The organism is Brasilonema sennae CENA114, assembly GCF_006968745.1.
In the GTDB taxonomy this organism is placed as follows: domain Bacteria; phylum Cyanobacteriota; class Cyanobacteriia; order Cyanobacteriales; family Nostocaceae; genus Brasilonema; species Brasilonema sennae.
The window spans coordinates 5,374,973-5,391,182 of record NZ_CP030118.1 but is presented as its reverse complement, the minus strand read 5'-3'; the positions used below and the strand labels follow the sequence as shown (position 1 = coordinate 5,391,182).

Sequence of the window (16,210 nt, the reverse complement as noted above, 5' to 3'; positions counted from 1 at the left end):
TAACAGTGAACAGTGAAAACTGGTAACTGTAATTAATAACTGCTAAGTTGTAACTAGATAACTGATAACTGATAACTGATAACTGATAACTGTTTAAAATGTTGCCACGGGAAGAACTTTTAAAAGGTGTTGAAAATCGAGATAGTATAGCTCGTGTGATTGACCAGGCGGAACTTGCCATCAAAACTTGGGAAGTGGTTTTCACTGATTTTCTGTCTCCTCCAGAGTTAGCAGAAATTCAACAGGTATTTAGCCGTCTCGTGGAAGTGCAGTTGGTAGTTTGGGGTGGATATCCCCAAGCTGAACGCAAAAGAGTGGCGATCGCCCGTTCCGAAATCCCTTTGGATCAATCTCAAGTCGCACTCACCGCTTTAGACGTAGCTGGAAATTTCTTGTTTGATACCGCTACTCACCGCGACTTTTTGGGCGCAATGTTGGGAACTGGGATTGTCCGCGAAAAGACGGGGGACATTATTGTACTAGGCGAACGTGGCGCACAGGTAATTGTCGTACCGGAGTTAGCAGAGTTTTTGGAAATGAATCTTAAGCAGGTGCGATCGGTTCCCGTGAAAACTCAGCCTATAGATTTGAGTGAGTTGAAGGTGCGCGAACCAAAGAAAAAAGAACTAACTACTGTGGAAGCTTCTTTAAGGTTGGATGCGATCGCCTCTGCTGGTTTTGGAATGTCCCGTAGCAAAATGGTTGAGTTAATTGACAGCGGAGATGTTCGCGTCAACTGGAAGGAAATAACTCAAGCCAGTTCTCAACTAAAAACAGGCGATTTAATCGCCATTCGTAGTAAAGGACGTTTAGAAGTTGGGGAAATTGCTGTTACTAAAAAAGACCGCTACCGCGTACAGTTAACAAGATATATGTAGGCAGAGGCGCTATAGCGCCTCTACTGTTAAACAGTTTTTGCCTTAAACTGTTTTGCCAAAAGACTCAACAAAATTTTACGTGGAACAAGGCTGGATAATTTACTAATAAAGTGAGTACTAAAGCCACCAATAACAACAGTTGGATCTCCTCTTTCCAAAGCTTTCAAAGATTCGCGTACGACTTCTTGTGCAGTCGATATTTTATTTGTTCTAGCTGCAAGTGCAGGAGGAAACTTAGCTTTGGCCAAGAAGTCTGTCTCAACTGGTCCTGGGCAAGTCACTAATACACGGACACCGTAGTCACGATTTTCTGCCCAAAGTGCCTGACTAAAACTGACAATAAACGCTTTACTGCCAGCATAAACAGAAAGATAAGGCATTGGTTGAAACGCGGTCAGGGAAGATACATTAATAATGCTTCCAGAACGACGTTGCCGCATCTCTTGCAAGAATTTATGAGTTAAATCTACTAATGCCAAGATATTCAATTGTACAATCTTAACTTGTCGTTCTTCGTCCTTCTCGGCAAAGTCGCCATACTCAGCAAAACCAGCATTGTTGATTAACAAGTCAATCGTTAATCCCTTTGATTTTACAGCATCAAACACATCATTAGTAGCGCCTGTTTCTGTAAGATCTTTAACAACAATATCTACTTTAACTTTGTATTTTTCTTGCAGTTGTTTGGCTAGTTGGTTTAATTTTCCTTCCGAACGAGCAACTAAAACAAGATTTGTATTATATGCAGCTAATTCCTCAGCAAAGACTTTACCAATACCATCAGAGGCACCAGTAATTAAAGCAGTTGACATTCTCGGTACTATGAAAAGTTTTTAACTATTGTACAAATTGTAACAATTTTATTGATAGACCCTTTTTGATTTCAACTAACTTAAAATTAATAGATCAAGCTGTTTCATTTCATCTACGTTGGGGCATAGATGATTTTTTTCATAATTTGCTCTTGCATCTGGTGGCAAGGAAACCTCAGAATAATTCTCGAATGAACCCGTGGATAACAAGTCAACAGTCCTATTGTGTTCACGTTTCCAGTAGAATAAAAATTTATTTTATACACAAAAAGTGAACGAAATACAGAACTTGCCTGCGAGTTAGCAACTTTAGGAAATTAATATTGACCATTCTGCTAAATCTATGCTATCTTATGAAAGCTTCGGACGTATAGCTCAGTTGGTTAGAGCGCTACGTTGACATCGTAGAGGTCACTGGTTCGAATCCAGTTACGTCCATTAGATCTTGTACAGTGACTAATTATCTGTCATTGGTAACAGGTTAGCGTCATCGCAACTATTTAATTGTAGTCGAGACACATTGATGTCGTTGCAACATTGGAAACATTGCGCGAACAGGAACCTTGGTTATTTGAAGAGTCTGTCCGTGAAGAAAAAACGAAGCAGCTAATGTTATTACCTGTGTGCGAGCATGAACAGCTTTTAGAACTGGCAGAGTTTGACATACAGATGGCGCTAAAAGCACTTTGTTAAGGACAAACTGTGATTCCCTTTTGGAGCGATGCCTGCGGCGGGCTACGCTAACGCATTCACGAGCTTTTGCACCAAAACCTCAAACGCTTTTGTGAGTAAAACTTAAAGTGAATTCTTTGTGAGTGCCCAAGGGGCGCGATTAGACGCGCGCAACGAATGAAACAAACACGATTTCCCTGTTAAGCGTTCGGGTGTTAAGCGTTCCCTGTGTTTTTTGAGAGTAGGAAATGGATTCAAATGAAACCGCTCCCACGGTGCTATAACTGCACCAATCCCTGGTAAATGAGCTAATCCACCGGTAGTTGTGCAAAAATCTTTGAACAAATACTCAATGCAAGTCCTTTGATCAACCAAAAAGCCTACGGCAGTGACTCACTACCAAGGCATAAAGTTCCTGTTGCTAAGAGATTGTTATCTAGGCAACAAATTGATCTTTGATAACTGTTGACTGTTGACTGTTTCAACTGGAGAATTTGGTTTTAATAAAACGGGTGCGATCGCTGAACACAATCTCTTTATAAAGTTAAGCTTAATTCAATTTGTTTATGAAGTTAAGTTCAATTTGTTTATGAAGTTAAAGTTAATTCAATTTGTTTATGAAGTTAAGCTTAATTCAACTGAACTGTAGTTCTACGGATAGATGCGGGACTATCTGCGGAGCGATTTTTTCGCACTGGCTCACGCCATATGCCTCAACGCGCTTAACCCCTTCGGGGAGAACCTATGCCTCTGTCGGGAAACCCTCATCAAGCACTGGTCTCACCGCGCACGGCAGTGGCTCCCCTAAGTAATATTTTTTTACGAAAGTAGTGATATGAATCGCTTACCCCCTCGTCAAAATCGAGTCTAATTGTAGAGACCTAAAAGTCAAAGGATATAACCAGGGAATAATGTTTACGGAACTTTTTTTGGTAATCATAAAGTTTCTTGGCTCAATTCCGGAATCATTCCAACTCAACTTGTAGTTGTGTATCAGTTGGATTTGATTGAACACCAAACCTCAGCTAAATTTATATTTCTCATAAAATTCCGAAAAACTACTATGAACGACTTTCTGGCAATTCAATTTAAATTCAACACTCGTAGCTTGCTAAAGTTTGGTTTGCTTTCGTTAGCGCTATTGCTCCCAGTTGGAACTTATACTCAGGCAAATGCAAACTCAGTTCCAAAGGAAAAAGTTGAGGTGATATCGATTCCACGTGAGGAAGCATACTTTATAGAGAAGAAACAACCAACTTCTTCTGGTAGTCAGACTGATTCACAAGATGGAAACAATTCAGGCAATGGCACTACGCCACATGTTCCCAAGCGCCAGGAAAATTTACAGGGTTTAGCAGGAACAACGAATCCTGTTTACAAGAAGAAACAATCTCAACTAGCGTATCCCAAACAATAACTAGGGTAGTTGTTAAAAGCATATCTTCAAAAAGTACATCGCATTAAGGTTAGATATAGTTCCGGTAATCTCGAATCAGCAATCATCAATAAATGAATGCTATATCCACTCTGTCTTTCAAAGGTACGAGATTTTATAGTGGATCGCATTCAGTTTGGCAAGACATAATCCGCAGCCAAGTTAATCCAGTGATTTGTCGGTTAACGTATGGCATTTGTTTCTTGCAACATTTTGATGAGTTGAAACTAATAGCAGCTTGCGGGAAGTGCAATAAATACGCAAGAATATCAGACTTAGTAAAGTCACCAAAGCGATCATTAAAACTGTTCCATACGCCTTAGTATGCCACCATAGTCGCGTCACCATAGCTGTACTGAGTCGTATCGGCTCCCACAAGGGAGGAGTTAACTTGTTTGAATCATGAATGGTAACAACTAAGGACGTTGCTCTATTAACCATTGCCATTTTCATTACTCCTTCAACAGCCAAAGCGAGTTACTCAACTTTATGAAAAATTGTACGGCAAGCCTATACATTTAGTGTACATTATAGGCAATATCTCATAGCTGGCTGAAAAAAGCAAGATAAACATGCTCGTTGCAACATGTTGATGCTCCCCACCCTCAGTTATCACCTGAGGGTGGGGAGCATCAATTTCTTATACACCTTATATCCCAATACGGTTCGGATAAGCAATTTGAGTTTACAAACGCTCGTTGGGAAAACGTTAAAGGGCAAGGGTTAAACTTTGTGGGAAGCACCCTTCGGGAACGCCCGTCGCCTCTGTCGGGAAAGCCGTCATTCGCGCGCTTATTCACCTTTCCCCCTTACCCTTTACCCCTTAACCGAAGCGTATTGGCAGGGATGCGAATATAAACCTATTTTCTAAATTAGAACCTCAAACCCACTCCACCTTGTAACGAGAAAGCTGTACCACCATCACGGACAGCATCAAAAGCTATGACAGCGTTACCAAAAATCACAGTATTGCTATTTGGGACAACGTAATCAATTCCTGGTTGCAGGGCAAACCCGATTTTATTACCAACAGGGGAAGGTGTATCACCGCCAGCCAGAACAACTCCAGCTCCTATGTAAGCATCGGTTTGCCAGTTGAGGGGGTAGTCGTAGGAAACTGTTGGGACAAGAGCGACATTTGAACCAATGAAAGCCTGAGCGCGAAAAGAAACAGGAACTTTAAGAAGCTTGTAGCGAGCAGCAATCACTCCTCCAACTCGGGCACCATCTGCAAAACCAACCGCAGGACCTACACCGACATAGCTACCATATGCCACTTGAGCTTGTGCTGGTTGGGTGAATTGAGCAAAACTTAAAAGTGAACTAGCTAAAACAACTGATACGAAGTACTTGATCAGACGCTTCATTTCCTCGCTCCTAACAAAATTCCTAAGCTAAATTATTGTAAGTTTTATGGCTTTAGTATGATTAATTTACGGACAACGAGGATGAATACCTCCTTGAGTGCAAATGTAAGCTATTTGCTTGGGATCTAAATTTTTGACTTTACTGAAATCGACTCCCTCCACAACTGCAGATTGCACCCCTAACGCTGGGGTTTGCACAAATTGCTCTGTTTGATTTTGTTTGCTAGAGGTAAGAATTGCTCCTTGAAAATCAGCTCCTGCCAGATTCGCCCCTTGTAAATCTGCAAAGCTCAAGTCAGCATTTCGCAAGTTGGCATTTTCCATATTTGCTGAGCGCAAAATTGCCTTAGTCAGGCGAGTGGCATTCAGGTTAGCATCTTTGAGATTGGCATGATCAAAATAAGCTCCTGTAAGGTCTGCTCCTTGCCAATCGGTTTTGGTTAAGTTGCCGAATGAGAATTGTGTTCCTACTGCAATAACGCGACCTAGACGAGCAGCATACAGATCCGCGTCTTTGAGTTGTGCATCGCTCAAGTCGGCTCCAGTCAGACTCACATTTTCCAAAACGGCACCCTCCAAATCGGCTCCCTCTAGCTGAGCGCTACTGAGGTTAGCAGCAGTTAAGCGTGCGTTGGATAAGTTAGCTTTATTGAGAATAGCGCGGCTCAAATCAGTCCGGACCATCAGGACACGACTGAGGTTAGCTTCAGTAAGATTTGCTTGCCTCATCCGTGCTTGGCTTAAATCAGCAATCCAATCATCGTAGGTATCCCATCGACCATCCTCGCCCACTCCCCGGAAGCGACTCCCCTTAAAACTGCCAAAGGATAGGTTCGCGGATTTGAACTTAATTCCCCATAAATCTTTTTTATCTAATACCAAGTTGAAGTAGCTCTGCTCAGAACCGTTTTGACTTAGGGAGACATTGCTGAGATCCAAGCCATTGGTTTGACCGTTGTAAACAGCTAAAATCTTACTAATTGCATATTGGTTTGCTTGTAACTGCTTTTCTAGCACTTCTGGTGGTAAAGCTTTGCTACCTTTTACAGGCTCTAACTCCCCAGTCAGAAACTGATTCATGCGTTTTAAATTGGGGATGGCATTAGATCCAACGTTTACCAAAGCTTGCTGAATCGTTTGAAGTAAAATCGGGTCAGTTTCCTTAGACAGCAAATCAACTAGGTATTGGGTTGATTGTGCGTCATTAAGAGTACCCATAGCTAAAATTGCTTTCTGGCGTTGGTTGTTTGTAGCAGTAGAATTAGGATTTAAGTCTTTGATTAGTGCCAGAAACTGCTGATTATTGCTCTGTTCGGTAACTCGCTGATTTCGCAGTATTTGAACGTAAATTTGAGTACCAACTAAAATCGCTAAGGCCGCACTCATGCAAAGGAATGCGACTCCTACCACTGTATAATTTGGATTTTGCGGTATTCCCTGCTGTTGGTTGGATTGCTGGCGAGGCAATTCTTGTGTGATCACAATTGATGCGATCGCATCTTCTTCGTCTTTTTCGCTCTCAAATGACTGACTTCCCTGACCATCGCCTTGGGACTGCACTGTCAAAGGTGTACTGTCATCTACAGTATAAGTGCCTGCAAGTGTGTTGTGCAGTGCGCGACGGTCTTGCTGCCAAGGCAAACCTTTGGCTTCTAACACAAGCATGATAACCGCCAAGCTAGCAAAACCGCCTAAGCTGGGAAATAAAAAGCTGTTGCGCCAGAGAAAATAAGCGACGGACATAGGCAAACCCCAACGACCAAGTCCTTCTCGCACCAAAACGGCTTTGAAACCGGGTGGCTTACCTTCAGCGTTGACAACTTTTATTCCAAATCGATGTTTCGCCGGTGTGGCACCAGTTTTCGCTAGTAAATACAACTGAGCGCCTGAAACTGTCAGGGGTGCGAGCAAGGCTATTGTCCATAACAAGTTTGTGGGTGATGCTACGTTCCTAGTACCATAGCTGATAGGCAAAGCTAATGGAGAGGCGATCGCACGTTCTGTTTGTACTAACAAAGGGTTGAGTGGCACTCGATCCAAATCGCTTCTAGAATTGGCATACGCACCTATCCCAAAGGGCACCAATCCACTGGCAACAACCAGTGTAATTTCTACAGCCCAAGCAGCAATGCGCCTAGTCGCTAAGGGCAATGAATTGGTTTTTGTCGGTTCTTTGCTTCGACTAGATTGATCACTTGTCTTCACACTTGGGGTTGCCATTGGATAATTCCCTTTAATTTTATTGATACGCCACTAGGCGTGCACGTTTAAAAATAAACTACTGCTGATTAACAGAGTTATTGGATACTAAGAATTTGTATCCTACGTACACCAAGATTGCCAACAGTGCCAGACTGATCACAGCAGCGACGAGTTTAAGTACTGCTTGTAGTATGGCTAAGCCCAATAACAAACCTACACCAGAAAATACAAGCTTTTGCACTCCTGAGAGATTGTTGAAAAAGGTTACAAATCGCACAAAATTATAGTACAAACTTGGAAAACCAGACTGAGAGGACTTTACTAATTTTTGTGACTGTGGAACTATCACTCTGGAGGTATTCATTTCTGCCTCTACCTTTTGGAGGCGACTTTTTAAGTCTTCTTCTGGAGGATTCATTTGTTTCTACTTTAGCTTAAACACTTAATGAACAACGAACCAGCCAAATCTCTTTGTTGGCGGTTGTCTTAGTGATTTTAGTGAATATTTTTGTTCTAAAGACTGCTCTTGGTAGTCAAAAATCAAGTTTTTAACGTCAGCTTTACTTATAAATTCTCATTTTTCTTAATATTTAACCATATAATTATTTTTCCCAAAAGAAAACTTTATACAGTTCACTTAGAAACAAAGACAGATTGTTATCGTCACTTAATTTTAAAATATTATGTATCAAATTTTTCTTGATCAAAAGTCGGGAGCATAACAAGAAATATGAAGATGCCTGAGCGATTTCAAATTGTTCCCGCAGCACTAACGATGAGCTTAGTTTTCACCAATGCTCATTTGGCTGAGGCGCAAGTTGTGCAAATTACTTCTAGTTTGCAGCCAGATCCGCTGATTGTGAATGGTACGTCCGGCGGAGCAGTTTCAAGTAAGTGTGGTAACATTGCGACTAAACCCAATCAAGTGATACAGGTCAAAGAATCACTACCCTATCTGCGGTTAACAGTTGAAACTGGGGGACAACCAACTCTATTAATTCATGGTCCAGGAGGACACTTTTGTGTGTTGGCAGATAAGTACTCTGGGGGCAAGCCCGAAATCTCTGGTTATTGGCAGGCGGGAAATTACTCTTTATATGTAGGAGAATTATCTAGAGGACAGTATAACTATACTCTATCAATTTCGCAACAAAAGATACCTAAAAAATAACCAAGAGTTCAGAATCGTAAGTAGCCTTACTCTGGCTAATATATCTTGACCTAAATCGTTGGTACCAAACGGATGTTCCCAACTAGGAGGACGGGAGGATAGGGCAAAGTCAATAAAGAAACTTTTTGACACGAAGCCTCTTTGACTTCGAGCATTGGTGCAAGAGCAGTACGTTGTACTTCTTGGCTAATGCCATTTCCACGGAGAATAATTGAAGCACGTGACTGAAGAAAATCTCGTACTGCTGGACAACCAAGGGATGGCATCAGTTCTGCCAATACAGGAAGAAATGCTACATTCAATTTGTCTAGAGATGGTCTCAAAGTTTGATTCAAGTCTGGAACGTTAGTAAAATTTTTCACTCCAAGCTTTTGCCAAGTTTGAAAATCAGCTTGCTGGATTTGCTTTCCGGCTTCTATCTGTCCTCGAAAAAAAACTGCAACTGTATCGGGTTGGAGATTATAAGTTATTGCCTGCTGCTGTATTTTTGTTATTAGTTCTTGTTCTCGTTGACGATCTTCAATAGGGCGTTTCTGATTCCATTTCCAGCGAGCAACATCATGAGCAATCATCAACCTCTGCTGCATGAGTTGAAGCAATTTGTTAATTTGTACCTGTTGGCGTGCAGCTACATTATTTACGAAACTGAGTTGTGGTTGTGGATTTTGAGAGAGCAAATGATATTTTAAGTACCCAGTAACTAGTGCACTGCTGAAGAACAGTCCAAGGAAAATCAGAGTTGTTTGCAACAGGACACCCTTTCGGGAATGATTTGCTGTCATCGCTGGTACCAGAAATTGATGATGAACTACCCTGTTGTCCTATCCTCGGTTGAGAGCGGAGTTTCCGCAATCTCTTTCGAGGTGGACTGAAATTTTTGACTCGGTAGTTGGAATGTGAAGTACCCCATCTTGCCTATGCCTGACGACACGCTGCGCGTTCGCCGCAAGGTGCGCCATTTCCATTATTTTAGCTGCAAGCCATCATAGAAATTCATAGCAAAATCAAATCTTGTCATTTGGGAGACAAGTATCGAAAACTTCTGTCTGTTGAGGAATTGACGAGCAAGAATTTTGAGTTAAATTTTGTTAAGATTGGATTCAATATAATTACTTCTGCCTTATCTATCTATTCCCTACCTTGGAGACACCTCATGCTGCGACTGGAACATATCAGTAAAATTTACCCCACAGGCGAAGTTCTCAAGGATGTCAACTGGGAAGTCAAAGCTGGCGATCGCATTGGTTTAGTCGGTGTCAATGGTGCCGGAAAATCCACCCAACTCAAAATTATCACAGGGGAAACTGAACCCACGTCTGGCGAAATCATTCGTCCTGCCAGCTTACACATAGCTTATCTCAATCAAGAGTTTGAAGTCGAACCAACTCGCACTGTTAGAGAAGAATTTTGGACGGTATTTAAAGAAGCTAATGCTGTGCAGCTGTCTTTAGCCCAGGTGATGCGAGAGATGGAAAGCGCGACTCCAGAGGAACTGGATAAACTGATTAATAAGTTAGATCGCTTACAACGGCAGTTTGAAGCATTAGATGGCTACATCTTGGACACACGGATTGGGAAGATTTTACCAGAGATGGGGTTTGGGCTAGAAGATGGCGATCGCCTTGTGAGTGCTTTTAGTGGCGGTTGGCAAATGCGAATGGGTTTGGGCAAAATTCTGTTGCAAGAACCTGACTTATTACTATTAGACGAGCCAACAAACCATTTAGATTTAGAAACCATTGAGTGGTTAGAAAATTATCTCAAGGGGCTGAATACCCCAATGGTGATAGTTTCCCATGACCGTGAGTTCCTTGACCGATTGTGTACCCAAATTGTGGAAACAGAACGCGGTGTTTCCTCCAGCTATCTTGGCAATTACTCAGCATATCTACAACAAAAAGCTGAAAATCAAACAGCGCAACTTTCGGCTTACGAACGCCAGCAAAAAGAATTAGATAAGCAACAAGCTTTTGTTGATAGGTTCCGCGCAAGTGCGACTCGCAGTACCCAGGCAAAAAGCCGAGAAAAACAACTGGAAAAAATTGAACGCATCGAAGCACCGACAGATGATTTAAGAACGCTGCACTTCCGTTTTCCTCCTGCACCCCGTAGTGGACGTGAGGTGGTGAATATCAAGAATTTAACTCACATCTATGATGATAAGATTTTGTTTTTGGGTGGAAATCTTTTCATAGAAAAGGGCGATCGCATTGCCTTTATTGCTCCTAATGGTGCAGGCAAATCCACTTTGTTACGCCTGATCATGGGTGTTGAACAACCCACAGAAGGAGCAGTGACATTGGGTGAACACAATGTTCTCCCTGGATACTTTGAACAAAACCAAGCTGAAGCTTTGGATTTGAAAAAAACTGTTATGGAAACTATCCATGACGAAGTTCCTGATTGGAAAAATGAAGAAGTTCGCACCGTCTTAGGAAGATTTCTGTTCAGCGGTGATACTGTGTTCAAAGCAGTGGCGGCATTAAGTGGAGGAGAAAAAGCACGTCTTGCCTTAGCAAAAATGTTGTTACAACCAGCCAATTTATTAATACTGGATGAGCCTACCAACCATTTAGACATTCCAGCAAAAGAAATGTTGGAAGAAGCTATTCAAAACTATGATGGCACAGTACTTGTTGTTTCTCATGACCGTTATTTCATTTCCAAGGTAGCAAACAAAATTGTGGAAATCAGGGAAGGAGATTTCCGCGTCTACTTAGGAGATTACCACTATTACTTAGATAAAATAGCAGAGGAAAAAGAAGAAGCAAAATTAGCAGCAATTGCTGCTGAAAAAGCTGCCAAAAAAGCTGCTAAAGCAGCAAAAAGTGGCACAAAAAAGAAATGATATGTATGTTTAGCACTCCAAAGTCATTCATGAGAATTTCTATTTGTGTCTGAGATTTGTGTAGTTTGTGATCGCCTGCAATTAGCTGGGCGTTTGCCCGAATCGTGCGGCGAACAGCGTAGCAATCGTCCTAGTTGCACAAAAAGTTTTCATTCGCTTTGCGACCAGGGCGATCAGACGCAAAGCGACACCCTGCTTTAAGCGCCTCTCTTAAAAATTCCGCAATTCAAATAGGATTACTGTAGATAGTCCAGCAATCCAAATATCACAATAAATTACCAAAGATAAACAAAGTTTAAGAATTGTCTAAAAGCCCACAGTTATGCAAAAAAAGTAGGTCATAAGCAGAAATTCACTTGCGGCTGCTAATAGCAATGGTATCATTCGAGTATTACAAAAAGTAAAGGGCAGTTTTACTATGACCAAGGCACCTATTGCTCCCGTGGTGCTAGTCATTTTAGACGGATGGGGCTACTGCGAGGAGAGTCATGGAAACGCTATTGCTGTTGCAAACACTCCGGTGATGGATAGCTTATGGGCGGCTTATCCCCACACCCTCATCCGAACATCAGGGAAAGCGGTGGGGTTACCAGAAGGTCAAATGGGCAACTCGGAAGTTGGTCATTTGAACATAGGCGCTGGTAGAATTGTCCCCCAAGAATTAGTACGGATCTCAGACGCAGTAGAGGACGGTTCCATTCTCAGAAATCCAGCACTTGTGAACATTTGCCAGGAAGTGTATCGTCGAAATGGCAAGTTGCATCTGGTTGGGCTAACTTCTGAGGGTGGAGTGCATTCGCACATCACTCATCTATTCGGACTACTTGACTTAGCAAAGATTCAGGGAATATCCCAAGTTTGCATACACGCCATTACTGATGGGCGTGACACCACTCCCACTGAAGGGGTGAAAGCATTGGGGCTTCTTCAAGACTATATCGACCGTATAGGCGTCGGGCGCATAGTCACAGTTAGCGGTCGCTATTATGCGATGGATCGCGATCGCCGTTGGGATCGAGTTAAACGCGCTTACGACGTGATGACGCAGGATGGACCAGGAAATGGTCTAAAGGCTGTGGAAGTCCTACAAGCATCGTATGCAGAACGTTTGACGGACGAATTCGTGCTCCCAGTCAGAATAGCACCTGGAGCTATCGAACCAGGAGACGGAGTCATCTTTTTTAACTTCCGCCCCGACAGATCAAGACAACTAAGCCAAGCTTTAGTCAATCCAGAATTTAACGGTTTTGAAAGACAGCAAATCACCCCACTGTCTTTTGTTACCTTTACACAGTATGACCCAGAATTACGAGTTGGGGTTGCTTTTGAACCGCAAAATTTGAGTAATATTCTTGGGGAAGTCATTTCCAAGCATGATTTAAAGCAGCTTCGGACAGCAGAAACAGAAAAATACGCTCACGTCACTTACTTCTTCAATGGGGGTCTAGAAGAACCTTTTGAAGGAGAAGACCGACTATTGATAAGCTCTCCGATGGTGCCAACTTATGATAGTGCTCCTGCAATGTCAGCAGAAGCAGTGACAGACGTGGCGATCGCAGCAATTGAAAAGCGCGTATACTCGCTTGTTGTCATCAACTATGCCAACCCAGACATGGTAGGACACACAGGTAACATCCAAGCGACTGTTAAAGCCGTTGAGACAGTTGACCAGTGTTTGGGTCGCCTACTCTCCGGTATTGGTAAAGTCGGCGGGACAACAATTATAACTGCTGACCACGGCAACGCCGAGCATATGCTAGATAGTAACGGGAATCCCTGGACAGCGCACACGACTAACTTAGTTCCCCTGATTTTAGTGGAAGGTGAAAAAGCCAAAATTCCAGGACATGGTACAGATGTCGCCTTGCGGAGTGATGGTAAGCTATCCGACATTGCACCGACAATTTTGGATATTCTACAACTACCTCAACCAATAGAAATGACAGGGCGATCGCTACTGCAAAACGCCGAGTATGACGTGCAACTTTCTCGCACTCCTGTACAACTGGCGATGTAAACTACCTACACTGACCCTGACAGTGTAGGCTTTCAGTAGCCCGTTAGAGTCTGTACTGAGATTAAGTTGAGTCGATGGGGAGTAGTCGGGTAAGGTTCGAGCGTCACCGCTCTCCCCTCCCCTAAGAACGCAGCATGAGACTTTCGCACTCACTGCGCTCAAGCCTTACTTCAAGCGAGTTGACTTGGATTTTGTGTGTACCTGCTTATGACACGCTTTGTGTAGATGCTGAAGGTTTTTTACGTCATCAAGTCCACCTTGAGCAACAGGTACGATGTGATGGGTTTCTATTTCCTCTCCATTGAATAATGGTTCACCACAGGTACATTTCCAGTCTTGGTTTTGAGCGATTTTATAATTCCGAGAGTTTTTCTCCCAGTAGCTCTTACCATATTTTTGGTGGCGTTTTTCCCAATATTCTTTGAGTGAGGGGTCATCCGGTGATGCTTCCCCCTTGACCTTTACATGGCGTTCGATGGGCGTGTACGCTATCGGGTATAGGATTAAATCCTTTTGTTTGCCTCGGCGGTCGCTAGTAGATGTAGCGAACGTCCATTTCTTGCGATTTCTGGTCTGAAAGTAACGTTTCCGTACCCATTTTGTGTTCTTGTTGGGATGGCGACGTTTAGCCCAACGCCAGAGGTATTGCCATATTCTACTTTTGACATATTCAAAGGTTTCTTTACTAACCACACCTCTGTAATAATTAGCAAAACCTCGGAGAATTGGGTTCAGTCTTTTGATGACTACCTCTTGTTCACATCCGTTCATTGCTTTTATTTCTTGACCGATTCGTTTACAAAAGTCTAAGACTTTCTTTTTCGAGGGTTTGATAAGCAGTTTGCCATTATAATGGCGGTGATTGAAGCCGAGGAAGTCAAAACCATCTGCCATTGACGTTATGAACGTTTTCTCCGTACTGAGATTCAAACCTCTTTCTGACAGCCATTGCTGAATCTGGATTTGGGCATTTTCGAGGCTTCCTTTGTCTCTAGCTGTGACTATAAAATCATCAGCGTACCTAACCACTCCAAGTTTTGGATTGGTGGATTTTATAAAGGTTTCTAATCCATGCAATCCGATATTGGCTAGGAGCGGGGAGCAAACCCCTCCTTGTGGTGTACCCGTTTCTGTCGGGCTGTATATCCCTTCAAAGATAAATCCAGCTTTTAACCATCCTTTGATTAGGTTTTTGTTTGGGAAATTACCTAGTTGTCTAAGGATAGATTCATGGGCAATATTGTCGAAGAATCCTTGAATATCAGCTTCTAAAACCCAGTTATTTCTAGCATTTGGACTTGCATTTAATCTTATCCAATTTTGTGCTATGGCATCATGACAGCTTCTACCGCACCTGAATCCATAGGAGTTTGGTTCAAATACGGCTTCCCATTCGGGTTCTAGTGAATTGACTATTATTGCCTGTTCGATTCTGTCGCGCACGGTTGGGATTCCGAGCGGTCGTTTCTTACCGTTGGCTTTGGGGATCATTACCCGTTTTGTAGGATCTTGATTTCCTCCACTCCAGTTGTTTACCAGCTTCACTCGCTGCTTTGGGGTATTGATTATTTCTTTGTCAATTCCTGCCGTTGCTTTACCCTTATTGGTCTGAGTGATTTTCCGAACAGAGAGTAATAGGTTGGCGTAGCTTCTTTGCATTAACTTTTGGAGGTTTCTCAACTTCCGCCAGTTACCAAGTTTTCTCGCGAGAAAGATTCTTTGACGCAGATTCCTAACCGCTTTGTTGATTTTTCGCCAGTTGATTTGGCTCCAATCTTCTAGTGGTTTTCTTAGTCCGTTTGTTGTACCGAGGTACGACATCTAACTTGTCCTTGAATTAAGTTTCTTTGTGAGTTTCTCTTTCTCATAAGACCCAGAGTAAGTCTGCTATTCCTTTCGGTCAGGGGCAAAGTTTGAACCCCTATCTCGTTCATTACAAACGGGCTTTTGCTTTTTACTCCATCCTTTACCCTCCAGAGGATTCTGCTTTCCTTGCGGTTAGCTTACTATTGGTATCGACATCCTATAGACTCTATGGGGTTTACCTTGTTGTTTCGCTTAGTGTATATTCTCCTTTAGATGTTGACTTTCCTGCGGTGGGAGTTATATTCACACGATTTATAGAGCATAAAACCATAAATCTACCCACTTACCTTTTGGTTGGAACCTGTCAGCCTGATTTGGCTCCCTGTGCGATGACGCAGTTTAAACATCAATTTACTTTTGTTCATCTTGGGAGAACTCCCTCTTGCTCCTTACCACTTTGGGCTAGTAGTTAAGGTTACGTTTGTGGTCTGCATTCCGCCTGTTTCGTTACCTACTTGGGCGTGACCGGACTCCGGAAAGTCTTTTACATTAGGGTAGAGAGTGTGAATTCTCTAGGAGAGTCGGCTCTCCGTTCTAAACGACCTTTCAAGTCGCGCTTGTCCACCGCACCTCTAAGTTAGATCCGAGCGTGCGCATTTGTGTGCACTCGGCTCCCGATGTTCTAGGGTTTTTCCCTTGGCTCATGTGGATATAATCGTGACAGCTTTCATGTACCGCTAGAAGGTTTTTAGTTTTCCAATTGTTATGATTGCCGTCGATGTGGTGTAAGTGTGCTCGTTCTTCACGCTCGCATCTTTAACCCACAATGACCCTTCGGGTATCTCTATAGCCCTGCCTTGCCCGCACTCGCGTTCGGAGACGCTACTTTGTAAGTCCCAAAGGGACACGCTTACGCGTATCTCCTGCACAGACGCTCTTGCAACGCTCGATTCGTGCGCTTTGCGCTTACGCAGTCGCCTAGGTCGGGAGAACGCCAGGTGC

General features: G+C 42.9%; 13 protein-coding genes, 1 tRNA gene and 1 pseudogene. 7 read left to right on the top strand and 8 right to left on the bottom strand.

Going from position 1 to position 16,210, the window contains the following annotated elements:
• Positions 1-98: 98 nt before the first annotated feature.
• Positions 99-878, top strand: a complete 780-nt coding sequence (locus tag DP114_RS22630) for a photosystem II S4 domain protein (RefSeq protein WP_171977189.1) — start codon at positions 99-101, stop codon at positions 876-878.
• A 26-nt stretch (positions 879-904) separates the two neighbouring features.
• Here DP114_RS22630 and DP114_RS22625 read toward each other — a convergent pair whose 3' ends face one another.
• On the bottom strand, positions 905-1,690 hold the full coding sequence (locus DP114_RS22625; protein ID WP_171977188.1) for an SDR family NAD(P)-dependent oxidoreductase: 786 nt from the start codon (positions 1,688-1,690) through the stop codon (positions 905-907).
• Between the two features lie 364 nt (positions 1,691-2,054).
• Between DP114_RS22625 and DP114_RS22620 the strand changes: the two genes are divergently transcribed.
• The 3 genes from DP114_RS22620 to DP114_RS22610 all read left to right on the top strand — a co-directional run bounded on the left by DP114_RS22620 (position 2,055) and on the right by DP114_RS22610 (position 3,779).
• Positions 2,055-2,128 (top strand) — tRNA-Val (locus tag DP114_RS22620).
• Between the two features lie 99 nt (positions 2,129-2,227).
• Entirely contained in the window at positions 2,228-2,383 is a 156-nt protein-coding gene (locus tag DP114_RS22615) for a hypothetical protein (RefSeq protein ID WP_171977187.1), read from the top strand.
• A 1,042-nt stretch (positions 2,384-3,425) separates the two neighbouring features.
• The gene (locus tag DP114_RS22610; RefSeq protein WP_169266319.1) at positions 3,426-3,779 is read left to right on the top strand and encodes a hypothetical protein; all 354 of its coding nucleotides are present in this window, start codon (positions 3,426-3,428) and stop codon (positions 3,777-3,779) included.
• Positions 3,780-3,959: 180 nt separating this feature from the next.
• On the opposite strand, the gene DP114_RS22605 is transcribed toward DP114_RS22610, so the two are convergent.
• From DP114_RS22605 to DP114_RS22590, 4 genes are all read right to left on the bottom strand, one after another.
• Positions 3,960-4,244 (bottom strand): hypothetical protein, encoded by a 285-nt coding sequence (locus tag DP114_RS22605; protein ID WP_169266320.1) that lies wholly within the window; start codon positions 4,242-4,244, stop codon positions 3,960-3,962.
• 425 nt (positions 4,245-4,669) lie between these two features.
• Positions 4,670-5,164 (bottom strand): hypothetical protein, encoded by a 495-nt coding sequence (locus tag DP114_RS22600; RefSeq protein ID WP_169266321.1) that lies wholly within the window; start codon positions 5,162-5,164, stop codon positions 4,670-4,672.
• A gap of 66 nt (positions 5,165-5,230) precedes the next feature.
• Entirely contained in the window at positions 5,231-7,384 is a 2,154-nt protein-coding gene (locus tag DP114_RS22595) for a pentapeptide repeat-containing protein (protein WP_171977186.1), read from the bottom strand.
• A 58-nt stretch (positions 7,385-7,442) separates the two neighbouring features.
• Positions 7,443-7,784: a hypothetical protein gene (locus tag DP114_RS22590; protein WP_171977185.1), complete on the bottom strand. Its 342-nt coding sequence runs from the start codon at positions 7,782-7,784 to the stop codon at positions 7,443-7,445.
• A 312-nt stretch (positions 7,785-8,096) separates the two neighbouring features.
• On the opposite strand from DP114_RS22590, the gene DP114_RS22585 reads away from it, so the two are divergent.
• Positions 8,097-8,537, top strand: a complete 441-nt coding sequence (locus tag DP114_RS22585) for a hypothetical protein (protein WP_169266324.1) — start codon at positions 8,097-8,099, stop codon at positions 8,535-8,537.
• A gap of 50 nt (positions 8,538-8,587) precedes the next feature.
• Here DP114_RS22585 and aroQ read toward each other — a convergent pair whose 3' ends face one another.
• Positions 8,588-9,319 (bottom strand): gamma subclass chorismate mutase AroQ, encoded by a 732-nt coding sequence (gene aroQ / locus DP114_RS22580; protein WP_169266325.1) that lies wholly within the window; start codon positions 9,317-9,319, stop codon positions 8,588-8,590.
• A gap of 371 nt (positions 9,320-9,690) precedes the next feature.
• Between aroQ and DP114_RS22575 the strand changes: the two genes are divergently transcribed.
• Together DP114_RS22575 and gpmI are read left to right on the top strand one after the other, a co-directional pair.
• Positions 9,691-11,385 carry an ABC-F family ATP-binding cassette domain-containing protein gene (locus DP114_RS22575; protein ID WP_171977184.1) on the top strand — a complete coding sequence of 565 codons (1,695 nt, stop codon included), beginning with the start codon at positions 9,691-9,693 and terminating at the stop codon, positions 11,383-11,385.
• A 418-nt stretch (positions 11,386-11,803) separates the two neighbouring features.
• A complete protein-coding gene (gpmI, locus tag DP114_RS22570) occupies positions 11,804-13,402 on the top strand; it encodes a 2,3-bisphosphoglycerate-independent phosphoglycerate mutase (RefSeq protein WP_171977183.1) in 1,599 nt (532 codons plus the stop codon).
• 165 nt (positions 13,403-13,567) lie between these two features.
• Here gpmI and ltrA read toward each other — a convergent pair whose 3' ends face one another.
• Together ltrA and DP114_RS36585 are read right to left on the bottom strand one after the other, a co-directional pair.
• Entirely contained in the window at positions 13,568-15,223 is a 1,656-nt protein-coding gene (gene ltrA, locus DP114_RS22565) for a group II intron reverse transcriptase/maturase (RefSeq protein WP_169264597.1), read from the bottom strand.
• A 681-nt stretch (positions 15,224-15,904) separates the two neighbouring features.
• Positions 15,905-16,040 (bottom strand): annotated as a pseudogene (locus DP114_RS36585) (HNH endonuclease); the annotation flags it as partial.
• Positions 16,041-16,210 lie beyond the last annotated feature (170 nt).

Bases quoted from the DNA above. Each gene is read 5' to 3' on its own strand.
- DP114_RS22630 (WP_171977189.1), top strand. From the start codon at position 99: ATGTTGCCACGGGAAGAACTTTTAAAAGGTGTTGAAAATCGAGATAGT.
- DP114_RS22625 (WP_171977188.1), bottom strand. From the start codon at position 1,690: ATGTCAACTGCTTTAATTACTGGTGCCTCTGATGGTATTGGTAAAGTC.
- DP114_RS22610 (WP_169266319.1), top strand. From the start codon at position 3,426: ATGAACGACTTTCTGGCAATTCAATTTAAATTCAACACTCGTAGCTTG.
- DP114_RS22605 (WP_169266320.1), bottom strand. From the start codon at position 4,244: ATGGCAATGGTTAATAGAGCAACGTCCTTAGTTGTTACCATTCATGAT.
- DP114_RS22600 (WP_169266321.1), bottom strand. From the start codon at position 5,164: ATGAAGCGTCTGATCAAGTACTTCGTATCAGTTGTTTTAGCTAGTTCA.
- DP114_RS22595 (WP_171977186.1), bottom strand. From the start codon at position 7,384: ATGGCAACCCCAAGTGTGAAGACAAGTGATCAATCTAGTCGAAGCAAA.
- DP114_RS22590 (WP_171977185.1), bottom strand. From the start codon at position 7,784: ATGAATCCTCCAGAAGAAGACTTAAAAAGTCGCCTCCAAAAGGTAGAG.
- DP114_RS22585 (WP_169266324.1), top strand. From the start codon at position 8,097: ATGAAGATGCCTGAGCGATTTCAAATTGTTCCCGCAGCACTAACGATG.
- aroQ (WP_169266325.1), bottom strand. From the start codon at position 9,319: ATGACAGCAAATCATTCCCGAAAGGGTGTCCTGTTGCAAACAACTCTG.
- DP114_RS22575 (WP_171977184.1), top strand. From the start codon at position 9,691: ATGCTGCGACTGGAACATATCAGTAAAATTTACCCCACAGGCGAAGTT.
- gpmI (WP_171977183.1), top strand. From the start codon at position 11,804: ATGACCAAGGCACCTATTGCTCCCGTGGTGCTAGTCATTTTAGACGGA.
- ltrA (WP_169264597.1), bottom strand. From the start codon at position 15,223: ATGTCGTACCTCGGTACAACAAACGGACTAAGAAAACCACTAGAAGAT.